Origin of the sequence: Maribellus sediminis, assembly GCF_011799805.1 — a bacterium.
GTDB classification, from domain to species: Bacteria; Bacteroidota; Bacteroidia; order Bacteroidales; family Prolixibacteraceae; genus Draconibacterium; species Draconibacterium sediminis_A.
The window spans coordinates 1571878-1596571 of sequence record NZ_WXUB01000001.1 but is presented as its reverse complement, the minus strand read 5'-3'; the positions used below and the strand labels follow the sequence as shown (position 1 = coordinate 1596571).

Genomic DNA, 24694 nt, shown 5'->3' with positions numbered 1-24694 from the left:
CGTTTTTTGATTTTTGTCAACCAATGGACACATACTTTGGAAGTTTACTTTAAGGAAACTATCAGTTTTCAATAAAGATTGGTTTTATATTCCGGAACAACCTCAAATCCTTTTATTTCCAAATAACTTCTATTCTTGAAATCTGGAACATGGTGTAAATCATTTAGGTATTCATAATCCGGGTACATTGGTTGGAAAATCAAAACCATTTCATTATCTGTTAAACGGGGAGCAATTTTTTTCAGACTTAACTCCCACTTCCGTTCCTGGTAAAAATGATCGGTTATCAATTCTCCGTCGATAAAAGCCAGAGCGCGGTCACCAACATAATCGGCTTCCACGAATACATCGTTCAGCTTCGAAATATCGGAATTTAGCTTCATTATGTATTTCTTCGAACTTACTTTTTCGAAAGTGATTTCCGGTTTAACTGCTTCAAATGTTATGGAATACGAGTCGAAGCCATCATTAACGGATTTTACCTTTTCTATATTTGCTGCCGAAGCGTTGAAAGTTCTTTTCTCTTCCGGAAAAATGTGTAGTAAATTTTCCTCATCCTTACTAATGAACTGTATGTCGGAGCTGTTTTCCAGAACCAAGGCATCAGAAATATAAAGTACTTCGTTGATCTTTATTGCATTAATCGCCATATCCTCGGGAAGTACTAAAAACTTTGCACCATCGGCCACAAACGAAAATGGCTTAGCACTTGCCGCTTTCACTGTTTTAAGCCCGCCATCACTGTCAACTGTGGCATTTTTCAGTTTCGATATTTTGGTTTCCGACGAAAAGTTCAGCTCTCCCGCAATCCCGTCTATCGTGCTAAAAACATAATAATCAGCATCATCACCTCGCAAAATAGTTAAAGGTTGAACAGTAGCTGATTTTATTGTTGTTTTCCCAAGCTTCAAATTAAAAGGTAAAATGGCACTGGCATCTTTGGAAACATTGAATGAGCCCTTCGAAGGAAATGAGATCGTTTCATTTTTTGTCTCAACCTGAACGTTTACATCATTAATATTTTTTACTTCTATATGATCCTGAAAATTGATGAGAAACAGAAATCCGGATTCTTCATACGAACGGACAGCATATCTCAAGGTTTCAATATCATCAGGAGTAATAGCCGCATTGGTTGGCGGTAGAACTGTTTTCATAGGTGCCAGCTCTTCACCGTACGACTCCAAAAACAGGTGCAACATTCTAAGGTGCTTAAAATGATAACGAACCTGTCCATACTGCCCAATTGGTGCCTGAAAATCGTAATTCACACGAGGAATTCCATTGACTCCTTCGTTATAAAATTTCCCATCGAATTTCGGAGTCGAACCACCGTGATACATGTAATAACCGATTCCATTTGAGCCGCTTCCAATAATCCTTACCATTAACGGATTTACACTTTCGTATGGAACAATTGGCCGGCGAGTATATTTAGGCTGAATGCCCGGGCCAATTTCTGCTGAAATGGAAGGGTAAAGTTCAGCATCGTAACTCACCGGACTGTAATCAGGATTGTTTTTAATATCCTTAAAAAGATAGAATCTTGATGGACCCGGAGCAGCCCAAAACGGGTAAGCATAACCTGCTGTAACCGGAATGCTCCCTTTTTCAACAATCGTCGCATTTCCCCAACCGGTTGCCGTATAAAGCGGAACCTCGATCCCGTTCTTCTTTGCAATTTCCTTCAGGTTAACCATATGTAGTTTTCCGTATTCCGACCAGGGATTTTTCCCGTCGGTAACTGTAATTTGTTCATGCGTTAAGGCCGCGTCCCTGTCAGCAACGGTACTTTCCTTTTTGCTGCCAGGGTACCCAAACTCCCAGGGAGCAGCTGAATGCTGAAATTCGTTTTCCAACTGAACGCCGATTACCGGACCACCATCTTTGTATAGAAGACCTTTCATCTGATCTGCAATTTGCCCGTACAAAATGTCTACATACGAAAGGTATTCCTGATCATTGCTACGAATTTCGAAAGCCCTTCCATAAAGCCAATCCGGGATTCCACCATTCCGTATTTCGCCATGGCAAAATGGCCCTATTCGAACGATAGAATACAAGTCATGCTTTTCGATCAGTTCCAAAAACTTCCGGAGATTCAGGTCACCCGTCCAGTCAAACTTTCCTTCCTCACGCTCATGAAGATTCCAGAAAACATAGGTCGCAATAACATTAATTCCACCCGCTTTCATTTTTATAATTTCCTCTTCCCAGTATTCCTCGGGAAACCTTGAATAATGGAATTCACCAACAATCGGAAAAAACGGTTTACCATCCCTTTCGATGTAGTAGCTGTTAACCGAAATCTCTTCTCCATCCGGATTTGAACCGCCAAGATCAAGATGCCCACGAAGAATTGTATTTTCGGGTTGATTAATATTGATTTTGTATACTGTTTGCGCCTGAACAGTTAACGCCAAAAACGCAAGGAGGATGAATGCGATTTTCATTTTCATCTTTTCTAATTTTAAATAATGAGTCAGGGATCCACTCTCACGTGCGAATTCCAACCCTCGCGCTTTTTCTTTTCAAACAGCTCATTAATTACCGAATAATCAATCTCCGATTCAGGAGCGAACTCATCAGATTTCATGTACTTAAGAATGCTGTTCTTTAACTGACGGGCAACAGGTCTTTGATTCAGATCAACGCTTAAATCTGCACTGCAAACCATTAGTTTCCCGTTCCCTACTTTCGCTTCAAACAACATAGCCAACCGGCGATTCAGAAACCAGGTGTCGATGGGCTGCACAAGTGGCCGAAAATCAGCAGGGAAATTCTCCAGGTTCATCACCTGCTGACGATTACTGATCTCCCACCATTGCAGATCGCTGTACGAATCTGTTGGAAAATCGTTAAACACCGGATGCTCCTTCTGAATTAAAATCCCGGTGGTATGCGGCGGACGCATCCGAAACCACGATGTATTCCAGAAAACAGGCGTATAATACTGCACCACATCTTTCCCGTTCTCTACTTTTCCTGCTGCCAGCAACAATACCGACTTTCCATCTTCAAGGGCTCGTTTAACATCGGGGCCGATTTTATCCGTGATTACAATATTTTCATTCTTTAACTCAGTCTTCGAATCAGGATAAATCCAGATCTTCCAGCTGTTTTCGTATTCGCCTACCAAAACTGATAACGTAAATTGTGCTGCCTGCTGCACAAAATCGAGTGGAATTTCTAATGTTCCTATTTCATTGCAATTTCCAAGAGGGATCGATTGTGGTTCAAATTTGCCGTCTTTTATCACTGTTACTGAATCCTTCCACAACTTCCACTTTACTGTTTCATTCTCCAAAACATGACCACAAAAATTGGCGATCTCTATTTTTGCTTCCATTATTTCGTTCGATTCAAATGTATATTTCGGCAATCGAGCAAGCGGTACAACCTTGTTACAAAATGATTTAAATTCTGAAGCCGTAATGTATCCTTTTTCATCCCAGAACGCATCCAACACACCTACCAGGGCAGTTCCCTGTCCCGAGAAATCATTCAGGCTTAAGAGCTGGAATCCTGCAAGGTTTGGTGTTCTCAAAGTTGCTTCAATCTCCTGTTTGTAACACGATGCCTGTAATTTTCCGGAGGCTGTCAAAAAATCACCGGCCTGATCTGCCATGTGATGATCGGCCAGATCTTCGCGGAACAATTCAAAGTTCTTCGCTTTTAAAGAACCGGTGTATTTATCAATCTCATCGAAATTTGGGAAAACACACCACTGTCCCATTTCAAAGGTCACATATGGGCGCTGCTGGTTCTCTGTTTTATTTCTGTAATCAAATTGCGAATTTGGTTGCCTGTTGTTCCATTCCAAACCTCGTGGTGGTGAGCGGTCGATAAAATCGCTGTTTTGGATGATTGCCCAACTGCGCCCGGAAGACATACCGGTAAATAGCCGCTGGGGGTCGTATGCTTTGAAGTGATCTACCCAATTTTCGAGATAGGGAACATAATTCCCGGAAGGTTCGTTGCCATATGCCATCATTACAAACGACGGGTGATTGCCATAGGTATCAATAATTCGTTTTGTTTCCTTCATCAGGTATTCATCGATGGGTTTGCCATTGCCCAGCGTAGTTGAGTACTTCGCCCAGCTTGGACCTTCAACATGCAGGTAAATCCCGGCTTTGTCGGCTGCAGAAAATGCAGCTTCCGGCGGGCAATACGAATGAAAGCGCATGTGGTTCAAGCCAAAATCTTTACAGATATCAAAAATCCGTGTCCATTCTTTTTCGTCGGTTGGCGGATAACCGGTTAAGGGAAAAACGCTGCATTCAGTGGTTCCGCGCAGGAATACCGGAATTCCGTTGATCTCAAAATGCTTTCCGTTAACCCTAAATTCGCGCATTCCAAACTGAATCTTTTTTGTTTCTGTGATTTTGGAATTCTCTTTTAGAGAAACAGTCATTTCATAGATATCAGGAGAGAATTCACTCCAGGTTTTAAAATTTTCTCCCATTGGAATTTCAAAAGTCATGGAGCGTTTATTATCCTCCCAGTTTTTTGAAATTTTTTGAAGATCAGCATTAAAATTCTGTCCCTGTATTTCAAATTCTAAACTACCTTTTGGAAGTTCATTGTTCAGTTCAACTTCAACCTTAACCAACTTTTCCCAAAGTTTTGGTGTGATTTTAACCTGTTCAATACGAATTTTGGATGCTGGATACATTTTTAGATCGCCTACCAAGCCGTTCCAGTTTCCCTGTGTGTGATCGGTTATACTGGAAGAATTAACTCCCGGATCGATTTCACGAATGGCATTGTCTACTTTCACTGTAATACGGTGCATGCCTGCAGAAGCAACTTCAGCAGGAATTACAAACTGATGTGGTGTCGACAAACTGTTCTCCGAGCCAATTTGCAGCGAATCGATCCAAACCGTGGTTTGCCAATGCGGACGTTCTAAATAAACAATTACATCTTTACCCTGCCAGTTTGCAGGAATCTCTATCTCATTCTGATACCAGGCAATTCCTTTATAGTGTTTAACCGGAGTTAACCAAAACGGGAATTTAATATCGCCGGCGCGACGATACTTTTCCATGGCCGGATTAAAATACCAAGAGCTGTCGTATATACTTCCTGTCCAGTCAGTTGACAAGCTTGGCTCATCGCCAATATTGTAATCCCGCAAAGCTCCGGGCAGAACAATTTTATCAGAAAACTCAACAGTGTACCATTTCTCTTTTTCGCCAATTTCGCTCTTATCCAGTTTGTAGCTCCATTCACCTGACAGATCCAACTCAGGAATTCGCGACTGTTTGCATCCTACAGTAACAAGAATGAACAAAGTGATTATGCCAAGTAGTCGTTTCATTTCATTTGGTTTTTATCAACAGTTAAGTAAACGGTTCCTCCAAGTTGTTCCAATAAATCTTTAGCACCCACATGCATTGAATTTAACTTCAACACTTCTTTTAGATTCTTTGTGGCATTTTCATTGTCTCCTAATCCAACTTGTGCGAGGGCAATTAAATAGCTCGCATCAATAGTATTTCGCTTTTGAATATCATCCTCAAATACCAACATGAGTGGCAATGAAGTAGCAAAATAATCAATTTGCGCCTGTTCGTTCAATTTTGCTTCTCCAAACTTCAAAATAGCTTCCAGCAATTCTTTCGACTCTTTGTTTTTACCCAATTCCTTTAACGAAAGTGCTTTGTAGTACGACAACTCGGAAAAAGTACTCACGGCCATATCTATAAAATCTCCTTCTTCGTTTGTGCTTTCCTGAAAGTGTAAATTGGCTTCTTCATCTTTCCCCAAAGCTTTCAGTGCCATTCCTTTCCAGTAATTTATATGGGCAACAGCTTGTAGCGGATGGTATTTTTCGCCCAGATTATCCGGTGTTTCTATTGACTTCCGGAAATACGCCAGCGCTGTATCGGCATCGCCAGCCTTTAGGGCTTGTTGTCCCAGTTTCAAACAGGCGTAGGTAAACTGCCTCAATACCTGACCTTCGCCGCCCTCCCAAGGGTGGAAATTCCGACTATTCAACAGCGTCAAGGCACAATTGTATTCGCCTTTAAAATTGTACAAAGCAGCCAGTTCAACCGAAAAATCATCACGAATTATCAATTGTTCCCTGATAGGCAGCAAACTCTCCAAACGCTTCCCGGGATCATCATTCAGTTTTTTACGCAACTGATCGAATTCGTATCGGATACGCATATCGCCGGGAGCGAGTTCAACTGCTTTTAAAAAGGCTTTTCGGGCCTTTCCACCATCCTCAAACGTGTTCCAGTAAGCGATCCCCAGATTGCGATATAAGGTACCATAAGTGCTGTTTGCATTGGCTGCCTGTTGCCAAATGTTAATGGCATCCTTATGACGTTTTAGGTTGAAATAGTAGTTCCCCAGTCCAAATGCTGCCACAGTATTTTCAGGATCAACTTTCAAGGCCCATTCCAAAACCACCTGTTCGTAGCTGCGCGATGGGAAAACATAGTCGCAGGAAGCAGATTTCGTTTTTCCCAGCACTTCGGAAGCTTTTGTCGTATCTCCACTCAATTCGTATAGCCAGGCCAAAACAAATTCCGTCATTGTGGATTTGGCCATCGGATTTGGTACTGCACATTCAGGAATTTCATGAGTATGATGTAATTCGATCAGCTCGATGGCTTCACGGTAAAATCCGGCTTCGGCATAATCAAAAGCGATGTCGATTACAGTCTGGGCGTCATTTCGTGATGAATGAATAAAATCGGCATATTCTCCTTTAATTGTTGCCAGCTCAAATTTTGCCCATTGGTCGAGTGGATCTGTTTTGAACAATTCATCCAATACATGATGAGCAGCTTTCTTTTTCCCCAGATTTTTCAGGACAACAGCTTTTAAAATTTGCGCTTTGTTATTCTGACGATTGGTATCCAGTGAAGCCTCCAAATGCTCCAGGGCGGTTTGATAATCTGCCTTTAAACAGTCGAGTGCAGCCAGTTGATAATAAGCAGCCGAACGCCACTCAAAATTCCAGGTTGATTTGTAAAACAAAGCATATGCTTCTTCTTTTTTATTCCGGAACGAACAGGCCAAACCACAGAAATAATGCGCCTCGCCCGTTGCCGGGTTTGGATGGTAGGTCGTTATGATATCAATGGCCTTTCTGAAATATTTTTTAGCTTCATTAAACCTGCCGTTCTTAAGTTCAACCCGGCCTAGTCCGATATATGATTTGTAGCTTTTCGGATCCTTTTTAATGGCTTCTTTCCAGTAAGTTTCCGGATAGCGTGTAGGATGTCGATACAATTCCAGGTGTTCGCCAATCAATTCCAGATCGTTGGCACTTTCAATTTCGTCGGGTTGTTTCGGTTCGAAAGCCAGTTTGCGGTTCCTTTCTTTCGGAACTTCGCGGTGATGGTAAGCGATCAGTTCTTTTCCCTGGTCATCAACAACAATCAGCGAAATAGTATTTTCCTGTCCGGCCTGAATTTGAATTGAATTATCTTTCCATGGTCTCTCAGGCGAAACCGTCATCTTTTCAAAAACTTTCTTCTCATTCCCAATCAACAGGATAAACTGAAGGTTTTCGAATTTTCGACTTGCAGCCACACCCAAATCCAATCTGTTCCCTTGTTGAATTTCGAGCCGAACAGCCATATCTTTGTTGGCATTTTGCACCGGCCCCAGGTTTTTATAACTCCACCAGAATTGCGAAAAGGTTTTTGTCTCGTAAGGCAGCAGGTAGGCAAAATCAGGTTGATTATCGGTATAAACCCCCGCCATTAACTCGAAATACGGCCCTCCTTCATCCGTTAGTTCCCGGTCCCAGGCGCGTCCAAATGCTTCGCTTCCCCAGGTCCACTGCTTTTTCCCTGGTGAAATATGACGGTTTGCAACATGGACAAATCCTCCATCGGCTTTAAAATCATAACCACCAAAGAAATTGTATTTGGTATCGCAAACCATGTAACTGGTTGGAACAGGAATATTGTTATAATTCCGCAAATCATTCCTTCCAGATCTTTCGTGGTAAGGAATGCCGTAATAATCGTTTTCGGCAAAAGGGAAACTGCTTTGTGCGCGCACGGCATGATCGGCCACATAATGCACATCGGGCGGAAAAAAGCTCTGGTAATCTTTGTGGACCTCAACCGCTACGTTCGCCCACCACAAAAAAGTCTGTGTTAATGGCGTGCGGTTAAACAAACGCCCTCGCAGTTCAATTAAAGCGCTGTCGGGGCGAATACGAATCCCGTGCATTCCTTTCAAACGGTACATCGGATCGTATTCTGACATCCAGATTGTTCTGGCGCCATCGGCTTCTTCTTCAATATAAACATCAGCAGGTAAAAACGTTCCCGGACGATGATGCTGTGGCCAGTTAAATTCCACACCCCCACTGATCCACGGACCGGCCAAACCAACCAGTGCCGGTTTTATAACCTTTTGCTGATAAAAGAAATTATAATTGTTGTTGGTTTTGTCTTGTGCTTCAAATATCCGACCGCCAATTTCGGGCAACATGACCAACTTTACAAATTCGTTTTCCAGGATTGCCGCATCATATTTACGCTCTGTCTTATGATCGTAAACCTTATCAATAAACGGAACCGGATAAACTTTACCTGAAGATCCCTGGTAAACCCTTTTCTCAAAGAATACAGGATTAATTTCTGATTTTCCAAGTTCGTAAGTAGGAATCATCAGTTTTTCTTGCCAGGCTTTTACTTTCATTTTAAATATTTGATGTTTGATGCTTGATAACGGATATTTGATACTGGATATTGGATACTGGATATTCGACGCTAGATTGTTCCTTTTTTATCAAAAGATTCTTCAATCTCTTCCAGTGACTTGCCTTTGGTTTCAGGCAATTTTTTCAGAATGAATAAAAAGCCGAAAAGACTGATTAATGCATACAGCCAAAATGTTCCACCGGCATTTAATAACTTATTCAGAACCGGGAATGTGTAGGTTAACAGGAAACTCGCGATCCAAAGTGCAGTTGTTGCAACAGCCATTGCGGCGCCTCGCACACGGTTCGGAAATATTTCGGACAGAACGACCCAGGTTGTTGGTGCCAGAGTCATCGCATAAGTGGCAATACCCAAAAGAACGAGGATCAACACGATGATGCCGTCGAGGTTCAGCATGTAACTTCCACCCAGGAAAAAATAAATCACAGCTAATCCGATCGATCCAAACAACATCAGTTTCCGACGCCCCAGACTGTCAACTACGCGCATGGACACCAACGTGAAAATCAAGTTGACTGTACCTGTTATGATAATATTGAACAGCATATCGTCAACCGAATATCCTGCTGCAACAAACACTTCTTCAGCGTAATTAAAGATTACATTAATTCCGCACCACTGCTGATAAGCTGCCAACACAATTCCGATAATTAAAACCGGAACTACCTTTTTATCAAGAAGAGCTTTCAGGTTAATTTTACTGGTAAATGATTTTAAGGTATGCTCAATATTTTTCTCTTCTTCAGTTGCATAAGCTTTACCGCCAATACGTGTTAAAATACTGGTTGCTTTTTCGGTCTGTCCGGTTTTCACCAGGAAACGCGGACTTTCAGGAATAAAAAAGGCCAAAATGAAAAAAGCAGAAGCCGGAACAACTTCGGCCCAAAACATCCACCGCCATCCCATTTGCCCGTTCCACGAATTCAGAATTTCGGCGTCAGTGGCATTCGCTCCTACCTTATCGGCTATCAAATAATTTGCAGTCTGTGCAGCCAGAATACCAATTACAATGGTTAACTGGTTAACAGAAACCAATCGCCCCCGGATATGAGCCGGCGATATTTCGGCAATGTACATGGGAGAAACTGCCGAAGCTAATCCGATTCCCAGACCGCCAATTAAACGATAGGTAATAAAAAGAGTAAAGTTGTTGACTGCGCCCGTTCCTATTGCAGAGATGGTGAATAAAGCTGCAGCGAAAATCAATAAAATCTTTCGTCCAAACCGGTCGGATAACACTCCGGAAGTTAAGGCTCCAAGGAAACAGCCAATCAAGGCACTGCTCATGGCCCACCCCTGAAGATAGGGAGAAGCGGTAATTTCAAAAAAACGTTCGTAAAAAGGTTTGGCACCACCAATTACTACCCAATCGTAACCAAAAAGAAGTCCGCCCATGGCAGACACTGCAGTAATCCAAAATATGAATTGTTTGTTGAAGTTTGCTTTGTTCATCTCTTTACAGTTTAGTACTTTCAAAGGTATTTGATGCAACTCCCCTTAAATTATCCTGATTCTCCGGCTTAGAAAATTTGATTGTAGGTCGTCTCATCGGTTTGTTCATTTTCTTACATCCAAAAGTAACAGATTGGAATCATTTCAACCATGAAGAATATTTCTATTTCATGGATAATATTACCTTAATTTGCAATATTTATATATTTTTGATCGTGCACAAACATTCAACATAATACCGTGAATATCTGGCTATTAAAAATACAATAAGTCCAACATCGTAACACTGACATTAACAAAAAACACCTTCAACCTATGAAAAGAAAGGAAGGATTTCCCGGGCAGCTGAGTTATATCATTCCTGAGTCGACGCGAGAAAAGTTGCTTCAAAATCCGCTGTTTGAAGGTTTATACATTACCGATATCGGGTACTACCCACATGCACTTTATCACTACCGGGAAAGGCCTGAAGGAAGTGCCCAGGCCATACTTATTTATAATATTGAAGGTTCGGGATACATTAAAATTGCCGGCGTTGTGCATGCTCTACCCGCTGATCATTTTTTTATTATTCCACAACACACGGCACATTCGTATTATGCCGATAAGGAAGATCCCTGGTCGATATACTGGATTCATATTGGAGGAGAAAAGACAAAATTTATTTCAAATGCTTTTTCACGTTCCATTCCTATTGAACGGACAAGTACATCGCGGATTAATGAGCGCCTCGATTTGTTTGGCGAAATTTTTAAATGCCTCGAAATGGGTTATGGAATTGAAACGCTGGAATATGTCAACCTTTGTCTGCCACGTTTGCTGGCTTCGTTTACCCACATAAAACAATACCGAAGTATAAATGAACAGCTTAGTAACGACCCTGTGAGCTTAGCCATTAATTTTATGCTTGTCAACCTTAAAAATAAGGTCACCTTAAAACAGCTGGCCAATGAAGTTCACCTCTCCGGCTCGTATTTCACGCGTTTATTTTTAAGCAGAACAGGATTTTCTCCAATTGACTATTTTAACCAGTTAAAAATTCAGCAATCCTGCAGGCATCTCGACAACCGGGAACTTTCGATTTCTGAGGTAGCACGCGAGGTAGGTTTTGAAGATCAGTTCTACTTTTCAAGAATGTTCAAAAAGGTTATGAATCAATCGCCCCGGGAATACCGAAAAGGACGTATTCTAAACTAAATCAAAAAATTCATCTTTGATGCTTAAACATGTCTGTTCAAATCTAAATTCGTTTTGAATCCCGGTTGACCCGGAATAAAAAACCATTACTAACTATAGAAGGACGCCCCTCAAAACAAATAAAACATGGCAATCGAGATAATAGTTAGCGATGATACACCAACCGGAAACCAAACCGGGGCAATCCATGGACGTGGAATCAAAAACAAAACATCAATAGTAGTTAAACGCGGCGGCCACTTGATTAACAGGTACAGCGAAACATAATAAAACAAGTCCCAAAAAGCAAAGGTCCAAAGAAAAACCATTAGCCGGTCGAGCCACGAACCACCTACCAGCAAAGCAACAGCAAGCAGCATTACAATGGTAGCGGCTTCACGTGTCATCTCTATTTTGATGTAGCGTTTTGGAACCTGTTCCAGTAATTCTTTGTTTCCCGCTTCCGTGTCAGACTCAAGCAGGCCGATGGCTTTTCGGAGATAAACCACTACCACGCCTTCAAAATGAGCCATGGCGATACCAAAAATGGCTAATAAGAGAAATTGTGTAAGCATATCTAATAATCTTATCGTTCGTACCGGCACGAACGCTTATTAAATTTACGAATACATTTTCACACCATAACAACGGTTTTATTCAGGAAGTTGAGCAACAATTACGTTGGTTCATTCTTCATTCGGCGTGTAAATCCAATCTATTTGTTAGTTTTACAGTATAATATAATCGTAACCAGTTTAACAAACCTAACGATGAGAAAATTACTGATCTCACTGCTGTCGTTTCTGGCGCTAAGTTCTTTTGCTCAAACAAATCAGACCGGGCAAATAAGAAGTAATCCGTTTGCAACTCCTCCGCTTCCCGGTGAAACGGTAACGTACAACAATCCCGTGATTCCTGGATTTTACTCCGACCCCAGTGTATGTCGTGTAGGCGACGATTACTACCTGATCACCAGCACCTTTGAATACTTCCCGGGCGTACCGGTATTTCACAGCAAAGACCTGGTGAACTGGGAAAAGATCGGACACTGCATTCACCGCAAAGAACAATTACCGAACGGTCTGAATATTTTTGCGGCCACTATTCGCTACCACGAAGGAACTTTCTATATGATTACAACTAGCTTCGGTAATCCATCGGGTAATTTCTATGTTACGGCCAAAGATCCGGCCGGCCCGTGGTCCGATCCGGTTTTTATTGAAGTAGGTGGCATCGATCCCGACCTTTTCTGGGACGAGGATGGTAAAAGCTATGTTATCTCCAGCGAGTTCAAACTATATGAGATAGATATGGAAACCGGGAACCTGCTTACCGAGGGGAAACAAGTTTGGTACGGTACCGGCGGCCGCTATGCCGAAGGTCCGCATATTTACAAAAAGGATGGATTTTATTACCTGATGGATTCGGAAGGCGGCACAGAAGAGGCGCATTCGGTATGTATTTCGCGAAGCAATAACATTTGGGGGCCCTATACAAATAATCCGGCTAATCCGATTCTGGCTCATGCTAATGCTGCCGGCCAAAGTAGTCCAATACAGGGTGTTGGCCATGCCGATATTATTCAGGCCCACGACAATTCGTGGTGGATTGTTTTTCACGGCTACCGTTCGATAAGTTACCCTGTTCATCATTTACTTGGCCGCGAAACCTGTTTGGCACCGGTAAGCTGGCCACAAAACGGCTGGCCAACGGTTAACGGAAGCGGAACCGTTTTTGATAAAATGACCTGCCCCACTCTGCCATTGCAACCATTCGCTGCCAAACCTGAACGAACCGAATTTGATACCGAAAAACCCGGTTTGGACTGGAATTTCATTCAAATTCCGAATGAAGGTAATTATTCTTTATCTGAACGTCCGGGCTATTTACGCTTAAAAGGTTCGGCCGAAAACATCTCCCAATATACTACATCAACCTTTATCGGGAGAAGAGTTTCTGATCTGAACTTTACATCCGTTACTGAGATCGAATTCGATCCGGAAGCGGAAAATGAAGAAGCCGGACTGATCCTTTTAAATAACGGCATGCATTTCGATTTAATGGTAATAAAAGAAGACGGGAAACGCTATTTACAGGCAAAACTGAAATTTGGCTCGGTAGAATACAAATCGGAGAAAGTGGCCATTAAACCCGGGCCGGTAAAACTTCAGGTGAAGGGAGAAACTTCAACTTATTCGTTCGGTTACGCCCAGGGAAGTGATCCATTTACGGAAATACAGAAGGTTGACAGCCGTTATTTAAGCACTGAAACGGTTGGTGGATTTACAGGTGTTTATGTGGGTTTATATGCCACAGGAAACGGTAAAGCAGCGAAAGCTGTTGCTGATTACAATTGGTTTGAATATAACGCTGAATAAAAGCGCTGATAAAAAACGAAAAGCCCGCTTAGTACTTAAGCGGGCTTTCTAATATGGAATAATAAACTATTATCGTTTTAACAAAACATCTGCTTCGTACTTCTGGATTTCGCCAATATAGTCGGCGCCAACAGGCACGCCTTCCTGCAAACAATAATAATCCCAAACAGCGCTGAACGGCATTGTTTTCAATTCTTCCAGCGTTGCCAGCCGTTCGAAATTTTTACCTGCCTCCTCTAATTTAATCAGATCGGCAGTTGGTTCCAGTGCCGCGATCAGAAATGCTTTCTGTGCCGCGCGGGTCCCCGTTACATAAGCTCCAATGCGATTTATCGATGCATCAAAGAAATCGAGACCAATATTTACGCGATCGAGAAAATCGTTGCGCATAATTTCCGAAGCGATCAGCTGCACATCTTCATTCAGGGTTACCACATGATCCGAATCCCAGCGGATGGGGCGGGTAATGTGCAGTAACAACTCATCGACGTATTGTAAGCAGGATGAAATTTTATCGCCTACCACTTCGGTCGGATGAAAGTGTCCGCTATCGATACAAATTAATTTATTGTTTTTAACGGCATAACCCAGGTAAAAATCATGCGAGCCAACGGTCATTGATTCAACACCAATTCCGAAAACTTTACTTTCCACAGCATCCTTCATGTATTCCTTCGGATATTCTTCAGCGAATGCCTCATCCAGCGATTTCCTAAGAATGGTGCGGTATCCGTTACGATCGACCGGTGTATCTTTTGTTCCGTCCGGAATCCAGGTGTTATGCACACAGGGCGTTCCCAGTTGCTTGCCCATTTCAGCAGCAATTGCACGGCAACGTCTTACGTGTTCAACCCAGAATTTACGGTTTTCTTCATTCTTACTCGATAAAGTAAAACCATCGTCGGCTTTCGGATGCGAAAAACAGGTTGCATTAAAATCCAGGCCCATTTCACGCTCTTTTGCCCAATCGATCCAGCTCTGGAAATGCTTTAATTCAATTTGATCGCGATCAACAAATTCACCTTTAAAATCGCCGTAAATGGCATGCAAATTCAAACGTTGTTTACCCGGCAGCAGTGCCAGGACCTTATCCAAATCGGCGCGCATTTCCTCAATTGTATTTGCTTTTCCGGGATAGTTTCCGGTAGTTTGAATGCCACCGCCACCAAGTTCGGCATCGGGTGTTTCAAAACCACCAACATCGTCGGTTTGCCAGCAATGCAGCGAAATTGTCACATCTTTCATTTTAGCAAGTGCAGCATCGGTATCAACACCAATGGCAGCATATGATTCTTTAGCGAGTTCGTAAGCCTTTCTGACTAAATCTGCTTTATTCATCATTATATTGTTTTGATTCATTTCATGTAAAAAACTTCCTCCAGCTCGGTACTTACGGGAGAATTATCGGGATTGGTTTGCATGATATCGGCCATGTATTTCCACCACTTTTGCACAATTTCAGTTTGCCCCAGATCCTGCGAACCACCATCACCCGAAACCTTCTGAAAGGCAAACAAAATTCCTGTTTCCTCATCCAGAAAAATGGAGTACTCACTTATGCCCGCCTCCTTCAGCAAAAGTTTCAGTTCGGGCCAAATTTCTGCGTGGCGCTTTTTGTATTCCTCTTTCTGCCCTTTGTTAAGGTGCATTTTAAATGCCAGCCGTTTCATTATCCCAGTGCGTTAAGTTCAGGATACAGCCATTTAGCCACACCAATTACAATTACTGACAGTAAAATGGCACCAATTCCAACAATAATTGTGTTATAGGTTTTCTTCGAAACGCCTTTCCATTCCTTGCGCCAGAATCCCCAAAGGTTAGCAGTTAAGATGATGGTTGCCATGTGCAGCGTCCACGAGCTTGCGCCGTTACCGATTTTGGTTTCACCCATTCCGTAGAAAAAGAACTGCAAAAACCAGGTAGTTCCTGCCAATGCACAAAACAGGTAATTACTGATCAACGGTGTTTTCTTATCGATAAAATCTTTTCCGGTTTTATTTCTGAAAATCAGTGCGATCGACCAGATCAGGTTGGTGGTTAAGCCCCCCCAGAGTATTACAAAAAAGATGATGTTATTTTCGAAGAGATAGGTTATTGGAGCACCTCCTTCGCCTCCTGCCAGCAATGGATAACTTGCCTGAACTGCCAGTTCTCTGGCCGCAATTCCCATCTCCTTTCCGGTGTCGATTCCGAAGCTGAAAAAGGCACTTAACACGCCGGATACAATGGCAATAAACAAACCAAATCCCAACTTAAATTCAGTATTTACGCCTTCTTTATGTCCTCTTAAATCTTTGTCTTTCATAATACCGGCACGTCCACTCAGGATAATCCCGGTAAGCAAAATCAATATACCCAGCAACACAATTCTTCCACCGGGGCTGCTAAACAAATCGGTAAAAGAAAGACCGTTGGGTAAAATTTCTGCCATTGCCGGAATATTCCGTAATACAGGCAGTCCGAGCGATCCCACTACAGAAGTAATGCCCAACAACACCGAATTTCCCAGCGACATTCCAAGATAGCGGATGGCCAGTCCGTAAGTTAATCCCCCAATTCCCCAAAGCAATCCCATAATGTAGGTATTGCGAAGCACGCTACCGTCAGCAGCATGTAGAATTCCCATCCAGTCAGGAATGGTAAAAACAACGGCTATAAATGGCATAATCAGCCATGAAAAAAGTCCTCCGGTAATCCAGTAGATTTCCCAGCGCCACTTTTTCACCCAGTCGTATGGCATATACCAACTACCCGAGGACATACCTCCAAGGGAATGAAAAATAATACCTAATAATGCTTGCATAATGGTTTGATTGAAATTAAGTTACAATTATTGATTACGTTAGATTCTTATAATGCTAACAAATATAAAAGCACTTCGAGAAAGAAACAATACAGAAAATGGCTTTATATTTATACTTTTTGACACCATTTTATGAAACGTCAGTTTAAATATTTAACCACGAGTGAAGAAGATCTGGAATGGGGCATTTACCTCAGTGTAGCCGGCTCGGCAAAGATTGAGCCTGGCACGGCTTATCCTCCCAGGGGAGAACATCCTTCGGAATATACTTTCGACTGGAAACAGGGCCGTATTTTGCGTGAATACCAGTTGAATTACATTTCTGAAGGTTCGGGAATATTTGAAAACCGACATGGAAAATTTCCGGTAAAAGAAGGCTCGCTGCTGGTAATTCTCCCGGGCGACTGGCACCGGTACCGGCCCAACAAACAAACAGGCTGGGTAGAGCATTATGTAGGTTTTAAGGGTAAAATTGCCGATCATTTTCTGGCGAACAGTGTTTTCACCAGGCAGCAACCTGTACTTCTTCCGGGTATTAAGGAAGAAATTATCGATACGCACCTGAAGATTATGGACCTGGTTGAAAAAGAACAACCCGGCTACCAGCAAATTGCTTCAGGAATGGTAGTAAAAATGTTGGGCTACCTTATTTCGTTTGAAAAGCAAAAAGGCTTCTCCGGAAAACCGATTGCAAAAGTGATAGAGGAAGTCCGGTTTTATATGCGTCAGCACCTCAACCAGGAAATCAACCTGGAAGAACTGGTTGAGAAGCGAAATATCGGTTACTCCTATTTTCGCAGAATGTTCCGGAAATTCACGGGCGTTTCTCCCGGCCAGTATCATTTGCAGCTTCGCATCATGCGGGCCAAGGAAATGTTGGTAAGTACTGATAAGAGCATCAAGGAAATCAGCCTGGAACTGGGCTTTCAAACCATCCATTATTTCAGCCTGATTTTTAAAAAGAAGGTGGGTGTTACTCCATCCGAATTCCGAAAACAGACAACCATTCAGCCAAGAAAATAGATTGAAAAAGACATAAAAAAACCCGGATCGTTCCATCCGGGTTCTTTTTATTGATTAAAAGGTAATACAGAATTCTACCAGAAATAAATATAGAATACCGTGGTAATTCCAAGAATAATTACTGTATGAATGATATCCCAGCGGTTCCAGCTGGCGCGTGAAGCTGCTTTTTGTTCAGTGGTAATCGATGCAAAGGTGAGTCCCTGAATCTGTGAAGCTTCTGCCTGTTTTGTAAACTGGCTCACAACAACTATTACCAGCAAACTGAACACCAGCATTCCGCCACTGAAGAACAACCAGTTTACATCGTAGAAAAGCGTGTAAAACCAGTTATTCACACCCTGCTCAGCTGCCCAGAGTTTTACATCGGCATAACCGGCTGATTTGGCCAGACCCGTGTACATCACTTTCGATCCGATTCGGATAACCCCGATGATAAATCCAACGATCATCCCCCACATACCTGCTTTCGGAGTGGCTTTCGTCCACAGGATTCCAAGCAGGAAAGCTGCTGCAATTCCAGGCGACAATACCGACTGAACATCCTGCAGGTATTCATACAAAACGCTTCCAACGCTGCGCATGATCGGGATCCACAAAATTCCGAGTACAACAACAACAACGGTGGCAATTCGTCCAACGGTTAAGAGTTTCTTTTCGCTCGCCTCAGGCTTGTATTTCTTGTAGAAGTCGATGGTAAACAACATGGCCGATGAGTTAAACAACGAAGCCAGTGAACTCATCAAAGCGGCAAGAATACCCGATACTACCAAACCTTTTACACCCGCAGGCAGTAATTTGGCCACCAGTGTCGGGAAGGCTGCATCCGAAGATGTAAGGCTAAATACTTCGCCATTGATTACTACTCCTTTTTTTGCCAGCGCAAAGGCGATCATTCCGGGAATCATAAACAGGAATACAGGGGTCAATTTCAGGTAAGCACCAAAAATGGTACCTCTTCTTGCCTGAGTCTCGTTTTTTCCCGACAATACACGCTGAACGATATACTGGTCGGTACACCAGTACCAGAAACCAATCACCGAAGAACCGATCAGCACTCCCAGCCATGGGAAGTCAGCATCCCTGTTGCTCCGGATAAGGTTGGTCATGGTATCGCCGTATTCGTTAATCTGAACAGCACTGGTAATGCGCATCATTTCGTCCCAGCCACCAAGTGCACGTAGTCCGAGCACGACAATGATAACCGATCCGAGCAACAAAATAGGTGTCTGCAATACCGAAGTGTACAGTACCGATTTCATACCGCCGATTACCGTGTAAATGGCCGTGATCAGTACAAGTCCGATGGCGGAGATCCAGAAGAAATCGATTCCCCACATGGTTTCAATACCAAAAACTTCCTTGAAAACCAAGCCACCTGCATAAACCGTTACGGCTACTTTTGTCAGCACGTAACTGATCAGCGATATCATCGATAAAATGGTGCGTGATTCCTTGTTGTAACGTCGTTCCAGGAATTCGGGCATGGTGGTTACCATACTTCGCGAATAGAACGGTACGAAAACCCAGCCAAGTATCAGGATCATCCAGCCCTGGATTTCCCAGTGGGCCATTGCCATCCCGCTCGAGGCACCTGCCCCGGCCAGACCGATCAGGTGTTCAGATCCAATGTTTGATGCAAATATGGAAGCTCCGATGGCTACCCACGTAGCTCCTCTTCCTGCCAAAAAATAGTCGCCTGATGTCTCTTCCTTTTGCCGAAAAACCCAAACGATAATTCCGATTAAAACTGCAGCGAACGCCGCAATTACGATCCAGTCTAATGTACTCATTAATTCTTTGTTATTGGTTTAATTTTATTTTGAATTTCTCTATAGTTTGTGCCAAATATAATTCACTCAACTTAAAATCAGACAAAGCTGAATACCGCTTATAAGAATAACTTAATATTAAGTGTAAATATGACACCAAAGATATTAAAATTCACCAATTTCTTTTTCGGAAAGTGCATAATCGTATAAAGCGAAGCGACTCATCAACCCGGTATAGTATTCACCTACATCAGAAGCACCGATTCTGATTTTTGCACCCTTTATTTGTGAAGATAGCAACATGTTTTGCGAATTATCGAGCTTGCCGTCAACATACACTTTCTCCACAACTCCATCGAAGGTTACTACAATTGTGTGCCATTTATTGGCTTCGGGCAAGTTATTAAAAGGCATATCAAAATGACCATCGAGATGCGCCATGGCACCGTAATTACTTTTGTTGTAAAAAGGCGCGTTAAAAGTGTTTGCGAGGTACAATTCACGTCGGTTACACCATGAAGCCAGGCATTCACCCTCGTTACCGATCACCGGATTTTTTACTCGCGCAACTACCGAAAAAGATCCGTTCCATTCCAGGCTGCGTGGCACTTCTACCCCATCTAACTGAAGAAAACCGTTGCGAAAATCAATGGCGTGTTCTCCCGTTTCTTTGTCTGTTACCAAAGCCAAATCTCCTTCAACGGTGAAATTTTCACCCAAAGTCCCGGTATTGGCGAGCGACTTCAGCGATGACTGCTCATCAATTTCGAAGCCGGCCAAAAGACTTTCAGAACTCGCTGCACCCGGTTCAATTTCCGATGCTTTGTTTTCAATTTGAATAGGAAGTTCAAAAGCCGAAGAATAAATTTTCATGTTCCAAACAGCGGCTAGTACACCTGTCTTTTCGGCTCCTAAAACTGTTAATTTTAAGTAGCGTGCCTTTACTGAATTGTCATCGATCATCGGACTACCGGGAATTCGGTTTGCCGAACGGTCGGCAAAAACCTCCCAGTTTTCGTTATCGATTGAATATTCAATTTTGTACTGGTAATAATAGGTGGCAAATTCAAACTGAGTAGCTACCCGTTCAACTTTCTTTTCTTCACCCAAATCAACGGTCAGGCTTTGCGGAAAAGTGTTATCAGCCGCTTTCCACATGGTTGCGTTGTCATCATCAAAAGCATTGGCAGGTGAATATCCATAATCGTAATCCGGCGAGTTCAAATGATAGAAAGAAGAAGCTGAAGCACCGGCCTGGTCAGCTATATTTTCAGGAACTTCAGATTTTACAAAAGCTTCAATACCCCGAGTAGTTGGTACGACAGCTTTTATGGTTGAATCGTTTTCGAAAATCATACTGTCAATACAAACCTGGCGTGCCATTCCACCCGCGGTAAACGGATAATCGTGCTTGTGATACACAATGTAATAATCATTACCGTTTTGCAATACTGAATGATGCCCCGGACCATGGGTTGATCCGTCTTCATTGGTTTGAAGAATGGGATTATTTTCACCCGGATTAAACGGACCAAACGGACTGTCGGCATACGAATAAAGGACTTTGTAAGTCTCATTGTGACACGATTCTGCTGAATACATCAGAATGTATTTTTCGCCCTTTTTCATCGGGTAAGCCGCTTCAAACGGATTGGGTGTTTGTTCCAGCGGAATATTTGCACCATCACTTACCTCATCCATGGTTTCATTGTTCAACACGCCAACCGCATAACCGTGGTTGTAGTGCACCCAGGTTCCCCAGTAACCATAAATGGTTCCGTCGTCGTCGCGGAAAAACTGCGCATCGAGCGAAGGGAAATTCTGAATGGGATAACCGTTTGCAATTACCGGCGTATCATCGTCGTGCAGCTTTTCCCAGGGACCAAGTGGCGAATCGGAAACATAGCCGTAAATGTTGCATCCGGCCTGGCAATTCCCGAAATAGAGGTAGTAGCGGCCATCGTCGCCTTCAAGAATATCAGGCGCCCAAAAGTTACGTAGGTTGACAGAGTTTAGCGAAGGTACTTCCATGATATAGTTGTACCAGTTTTGCAGATCGCGGCTGTACCACACCGTTGGTGCCCCCGACGCCAGCATTTCGTTGTCGGTGGTGGCATAGATGTAATAAATATCGCCAAACTTTTTAATCGTTGGATCGGCAAACCAACCCGGCAATACCGGATTTTTGATGTACTCCTTTTTTTCCTGAACCACTGGTAAGCGACACGCGGCTAATAATAATAATATTACGGCTAAAAATGCTGTTCTGATTACGCTCAATCTTTTCATGTCAACTTTCTGAATGAATTCGATTTCAAACAAGTCTATTTTAAAGTAACATCAAGATAAACCGAATGACGACCGTAAGTATCATAAAACGGTTTAAATACAACACCATCGATATTGAACAGCAACTGTTCCGGATCACCGGTGATCGATTTACCAATATCTGAAGCATCCAATGTTATTTTTCGCCATTCTTTGCGTGGTTCATCTTCCTGAGCAGCCAGCAGAACCGGGCCGTAAAACAAACTGGCAACATTTTGCTGATCCATTACGGGTTCCAGGTAAAAATGGAATGGCATACGCAACTCGATTTTATCGCCGTCTTTCCATTTTCGGCTTAAGGTGAGGTAGCTTCCGGGTACCGCATCAACTTTTTCATCCTGTCCGTTAATCTTCACAAAAAAACCTTTTGTAGCCCAATGTGGAACGCGCACATTCAGATCGAATTTACCACTTCCTTTAATGGTCAATACCGTGTGGTCTTCTTTTGGGAAAGCAGTTGATTGCGTTACAGTTATATTCTTATCTGCCCAGTTCAACGTTGAAGGTACATACAGATTCACATACAAAGCCCGCTCGTCGGCACTTCTAAAATAAATAGTATTCTGAAGCTTTGTGCTGCTTTCGAGCGCTGTTCCGTTACAGCAGGTAAAACCATGCATATCGGCATTTCCAAACTGTTTTGCAGCTCCCGGTCGTAACGAAACATGATATGTATTGCCAGGTGAATGCTCTGCTACAGAAGCCAGAATATGATTGTATAGTCCACGTTCGTAATAATCCATCAACTCAGCACGATGATCAAAAAGAAACAGGTTGCGGCTCAGTTTTAGCATGTTATAGGTTCCACAGGTTTCATTCTGTCCACCTTCCGAAAATCCATTTTCATAAAGCGTTGACGGCTGTGCAGTGAAGCATTCTGCATTTGCCGGATTACGTGCTCCGGCTATGCCACCAATGCTGTACATGTAATCGTTGGTAACCATGTCCCAAAAGTTATCGGCAATGTGGTAGTATTCCGGCATTTCTGAATCGCGGTAAATCTCGAGCGCCCCCATAATTTGCGGAATGTGTTGATTGGCGTGTAAACCGCGAAATAAATCTACATTTTTTGCCAGCCCGTGGGCATGTTCGGCATCGCCATAAAACAACCTGATGTTATCGAACAACCTGGCGGTTTCCATGTAACGCGATTCACCGGTTAAACGGTACAGCCGCGCCATGGCTTCGTTCATTCCACCAAACTCTCCTGCGATGTAGCGGTTCCACATGCTAATAAGCGTTTTCGTAGGCAGCTGGCTCAAGCGGGCATACACCCAATCGCCCATGCCTGTCACTATTTCAAGCGCTTTTTCATTGCCGCTCACGTCGTAAATGTCCATCAGCCCGGCAAATATTTTATGCAAAGTGTAATAAGGCGCCCATATTCTGGTGTTATCAGTTCCGTAGAGGGCTCCGTTTTCCAACATTATAAACTGGTCTGGCGGATAAGCGCTGATAAAGCCTTTGCCCCAGTTCCAGTAATCGGTACGGATTCCTTCTTCGCTTAAATCGGAATTAAATTCTGATTTTCCCGGTCCGGGCGGCACTAACAATGGATCTGACACACTTTCGCCTCCGTTTGTTTTTGGATTCCCCGACATCTGTGAAAGTTCATACAAGGTATTCACCATATAATCCATCTTTTCAGCAAAATTTGCCTGAAGCGATGCATCGTAACCCGTGCTGGCATAAGCTTGAGCAATGGCGCTTAAATAATGTCCGGATGCGTGACCGCGCAGTTTTGTTTCCTGGCTGTCCCAAACTTCCATAGCCTCTGCTCCTTCAGGTTGTTTCTGACCAAAAGCATTACGGAACATATAAAGGAAATTGTCGGGATTTGTGTTAGCGAGGCCAGTGATAAATTTATCACGGTTTTCAATAAATTTTGTGGCGTGATCATGAAGATCGGTATCTAAAGTAACCCGATCGAGACGGAACGTTTCCAGTGCGCGATCGGGCGTAGCCGGTGCTTTTGATTCCTTAACCGTTACAAGCGCTTTGGGTTGAAGATTGGTTCCTGAAACGCGGCCGGTAATGGTGAATTGTCCTGCACGAAGTACCTCGTCGTTGTTTTCCGGCGCCGGCCAAATTACTTTTACCTCCGGTCCTTCGACACCATTTTCGTAAACACCCGGAACCAAACGAGGTAAACGCGGCAACACTCCAACAACCGTTTCCACGTGAATATCCGGAACACTGCTCAGGAATGCGTTATACAGTTGTGGAGTTGTTTCCGGGAACTTAGGCAGATCGCGTGCATCACCATGTCGTGTTCTTACCGCCGTTTCGCCTGCTTTTAAAGCATTATTATGAATAAGCGCAACCTGGCTTTCGCTTAAAGGGATTCTGTAAATCCTGAAATCGTGTAACCTGGCGTTTAAATAAGGACTGCCGGAAGTCATTGATTTTCCGATATAAAGCTGATTATTTTTTGCTGAATTAGTATCGAAAAGTTGACTCAAATCCACTTCTATATTTTTTGCTTCGCCTGCAAGTTTACCGTTAACATAGGTTGAAAGTGTTTTGGATGGAGCATCGAACACAACGGCAACATGGTTCCATTTATAGGGTATGAGTGCCGGTGAGGTAGCGGTATATTTTTTCTCACTCGTTACGATTTGTGCCTGAAAACCTTCTTGTTCTGAAGTTCCGGATGGAGCAGCAAAGAAATGCGTCTTGCTGTTTTTCCCTAAATCAAAAAACACCTGACCGCTTTTGGGTGAACGCAAATATATCCATCCGCTGATACTCAGGGATTCTTCTGCCCGCACCGATTCACCGGGAATGGTAACAAATGTTTCGTCGCCAGATAAGGAAAGCACTTTTTCGAACTCCTCGTCGTCGGCAAACCGAAAACCGTCTCCCAGAATACTTCCATGTAAATTATTCCTGGACCAGTCTCTGACATCTCCGTTAAACTGATAGCGGGAAATTAAGTCTGTTTCACCGATTCCGTCCAGAATCTGATCTCCGCTTTGTGCAAAGGTTGAAGTTGTACTCATTGCGAAAAAACTACATACCACTCCAATTAGTAAATTATAAATCTTCATTGTAATT

Annotated in this window: 14 protein-coding genes; 3 read left to right on the top strand and 11 right to left on the bottom strand. The window is 43.0% G+C overall.

The window, feature by feature from the left end:
* Nucleotides 1-68 precede the first annotated feature (68 nt).
* The 4 genes from HFD85_RS06110 to HFD85_RS06095 all read right to left on the bottom strand — a co-directional run bounded on the left by HFD85_RS06110 (nucleotide 69) and on the right by HFD85_RS06095 (nucleotide 10157).
* On the bottom strand, nucleotides 69-2459 hold the full coding sequence (locus HFD85_RS06110) for a beta-galactosidase (protein WP_167606214.1): 2391 nt from the start codon (nucleotides 2457-2459) through the stop codon (nucleotides 69-71).
* A gap of 23 nt (nucleotides 2460-2482) precedes the next feature.
* Nucleotides 2483-5326, bottom strand: coding sequence for a glycoside hydrolase family 2 TIM barrel-domain containing protein (locus HFD85_RS06105; RefSeq protein ID WP_167606212.1), 2844 nt, complete (start codon nucleotides 5324-5326; stop codon nucleotides 2483-2485).
* Nucleotides 5323-8682, bottom strand: coding sequence for a DUF5107 domain-containing protein (locus HFD85_RS06100; protein WP_167606209.1), 3360 nt, complete (start codon nucleotides 8680-8682; stop codon nucleotides 5323-5325). The genes HFD85_RS06105 and HFD85_RS06100 overlap by 4 nt, the downstream gene beginning before the upstream one ends.
* 71 nt (nucleotides 8683-8753) lie before the next feature.
* Nucleotides 8754-10157: a sugar porter family MFS transporter gene (locus tag HFD85_RS06095; protein ID WP_167606207.1), complete on the bottom strand. Its 1404-nt coding sequence runs from the start codon at nucleotides 10155-10157 to the stop codon at nucleotides 8754-8756.
* A 315-nt stretch (nucleotides 10158-10472) separates the two neighbouring features.
* On the opposite strand from HFD85_RS06095, the gene HFD85_RS06090 reads away from it, so the two are divergent.
* Entirely contained in the window at nucleotides 10473-11354 is an 882-nt protein-coding gene (locus HFD85_RS06090) for an AraC family transcriptional regulator (protein WP_167606204.1), read from the top strand.
* A 110-nt stretch (nucleotides 11355-11464) separates the two neighbouring features.
* Here HFD85_RS06090 and HFD85_RS06085 read toward each other — a convergent pair whose 3' ends face one another.
* Nucleotides 11465-11908, bottom strand: a complete 444-nt coding sequence (locus HFD85_RS06085) for a hypothetical protein (protein WP_167606202.1) — start codon at nucleotides 11906-11908, stop codon at nucleotides 11465-11467.
* 195 nt (nucleotides 11909-12103) lie between these two features.
* On the opposite strand from HFD85_RS06085, the gene HFD85_RS06080 reads away from it, so the two are divergent.
* Complete coding sequence (locus tag HFD85_RS06080; protein WP_167606200.1) at nucleotides 12104-13711, top strand: glycoside hydrolase family 43 protein; 1608 nt, start codon at nucleotides 12104-12106, stop codon at nucleotides 13709-13711.
* Between the two features lie 69 nt (nucleotides 13712-13780).
* Here HFD85_RS06080 and HFD85_RS06075 read toward each other — a convergent pair whose 3' ends face one another.
* Genes HFD85_RS06075 through HFD85_RS06065 form a run of 3 tightly spaced genes read right to left on the bottom strand, consistent with a single transcriptional unit; the run spans nucleotide 13781 to nucleotide 16514 of the window.
* Nucleotides 13781-15052, bottom strand: coding sequence for an L-rhamnose isomerase (locus HFD85_RS06075; RefSeq protein ID WP_240925013.1), 1272 nt, complete (start codon nucleotides 15050-15052; stop codon nucleotides 13781-13783).
* A gap of 14 nt (nucleotides 15053-15066) precedes the next feature.
* The gene (gene rhaM / locus HFD85_RS06070) at nucleotides 15067-15381 is read right to left on the bottom strand and encodes an L-rhamnose mutarotase (RefSeq protein ID WP_167606198.1); all 315 of its coding nucleotides are present in this window, start codon (nucleotides 15379-15381) and stop codon (nucleotides 15067-15069) included.
* Nucleotides 15381-16514 (bottom strand): L-rhamnose/proton symporter RhaT, encoded by a 1134-nt coding sequence (locus HFD85_RS06065; protein ID WP_167606195.1) that lies wholly within the window; start codon nucleotides 16512-16514, stop codon nucleotides 15381-15383. Before HFD85_RS06065 ends, rhaM begins: the two co-directional genes overlap by 1 nt.
* A gap of 132 nt (nucleotides 16515-16646) precedes the next feature.
* Here HFD85_RS06065 and HFD85_RS06060 point away from each other — a divergent pair, with 132 nt between their 5' ends.
* A complete protein-coding gene (locus tag HFD85_RS06060; RefSeq protein WP_167606193.1) occupies nucleotides 16647-17537 on the top strand; it encodes an AraC family transcriptional regulator in 891 nt (296 codons plus the stop codon).
* Nucleotides 17538-17611: 74 nt separating this feature from the next.
* Here the strand turns inward: HFD85_RS06060 and HFD85_RS06055 are convergent, their stop codons facing one another.
* The 3 genes from HFD85_RS06055 to HFD85_RS06045 all read right to left on the bottom strand — a co-directional run bounded on the left by HFD85_RS06055 (nucleotide 17612) and on the right by HFD85_RS06045 (nucleotide 24687).
* Nucleotides 17612-19330, bottom strand: coding sequence for a sodium:solute symporter (locus HFD85_RS06055; RefSeq protein WP_167606190.1), 1719 nt, complete (start codon nucleotides 19328-19330; stop codon nucleotides 17612-17614).
* 144 nt (nucleotides 19331-19474) lie between these two features.
* Nucleotides 19475-21598 carry a family 43 glycosylhydrolase gene (locus HFD85_RS06050; protein WP_167606188.1) on the bottom strand — a complete coding sequence of 708 codons (2124 nt, stop codon included), beginning with the start codon at nucleotides 21596-21598 and terminating at the stop codon, nucleotides 19475-19477.
* Between the two features lie 35 nt (nucleotides 21599-21633).
* Entirely contained in the window at nucleotides 21634-24687 is a 3054-nt protein-coding gene (locus HFD85_RS06045) for a beta-L-arabinofuranosidase domain-containing protein (RefSeq protein ID WP_167606186.1), read from the bottom strand.
* Nucleotides 24688-24694 lie beyond the last annotated feature (7 nt).

What these genes read in the sequence shown, in the direction of transcription:
- HFD85_RS06110 (WP_167606214.1), bottom strand. Translation starts at nt 2,459, where the DNA reads ATGAAAATGAAAATCGCATTCATCCTCCTTGCGTTTTTGGCGTTAACT.
- HFD85_RS06105 (WP_167606212.1), bottom strand. Translation starts at nt 5,326, where the DNA reads ATGAAACGACTACTTGGCATAATCACTTTGTTCATTCTTGTTACTGTA.
- HFD85_RS06100 (WP_167606209.1), bottom strand. Translation starts at nt 8,682, where the DNA reads ATGAAAGTAAAAGCCTGGCAAGAAAAACTGATGATTCCTACTTACGAA.
- HFD85_RS06095 (WP_167606207.1), bottom strand. Translation starts at nt 10,157, where the DNA reads ATGAACAAAGCAAACTTCAACAAACAATTCATATTTTGGATTACTGCA.
- HFD85_RS06090 (WP_167606204.1), top strand. Translation starts at nt 10,473, where the DNA reads ATGAAAAGAAAGGAAGGATTTCCCGGGCAGCTGAGTTATATCATTCCT.
- HFD85_RS06085 (WP_167606202.1), bottom strand. Translation starts at nt 11,908, where the DNA reads ATGCTTACACAATTTCTCTTATTAGCCATTTTTGGTATCGCCATGGCT.
- HFD85_RS06080 (WP_167606200.1), top strand. Translation starts at nt 12,104, where the DNA reads ATGAGAAAATTACTGATCTCACTGCTGTCGTTTCTGGCGCTAAGTTCT.
- HFD85_RS06075 (WP_240925013.1), bottom strand. Translation starts at nt 15,052, where the DNA reads ATGATGAATAAAGCAGATTTAGTCAGAAAGGCTTACGAACTCGCTAAA.
- rhaM (WP_167606198.1), bottom strand. Translation starts at nt 15,381, where the DNA reads ATGAAACGGCTGGCATTTAAAATGCACCTTAACAAAGGGCAGAAAGAG.
- HFD85_RS06065 (WP_167606195.1), bottom strand. Translation starts at nt 16,514, where the DNA reads ATGCAAGCATTATTAGGTATTATTTTTCATTCCCTTGGAGGTATGTCC.
- HFD85_RS06060 (WP_167606193.1), top strand. Translation starts at nt 16,647, where the DNA reads ATGAAACGTCAGTTTAAATATTTAACCACGAGTGAAGAAGATCTGGAA.
- HFD85_RS06055 (WP_167606190.1), bottom strand. Translation starts at nt 19,330, where the DNA reads ATGAGTACATTAGACTGGATCGTAATTGCGGCGTTCGCTGCAGTTTTA.
- HFD85_RS06050 (WP_167606188.1), bottom strand. Translation starts at nt 21,598, where the DNA reads ATGAAAAGATTGAGCGTAATCAGAACAGCATTTTTAGCCGTAATATTA.
- HFD85_RS06045 (WP_167606186.1), bottom strand. Translation starts at nt 24,687, where the DNA reads ATGAAGATTTATAATTTACTAATTGGAGTGGTATGTAGTTTTTTCGCA.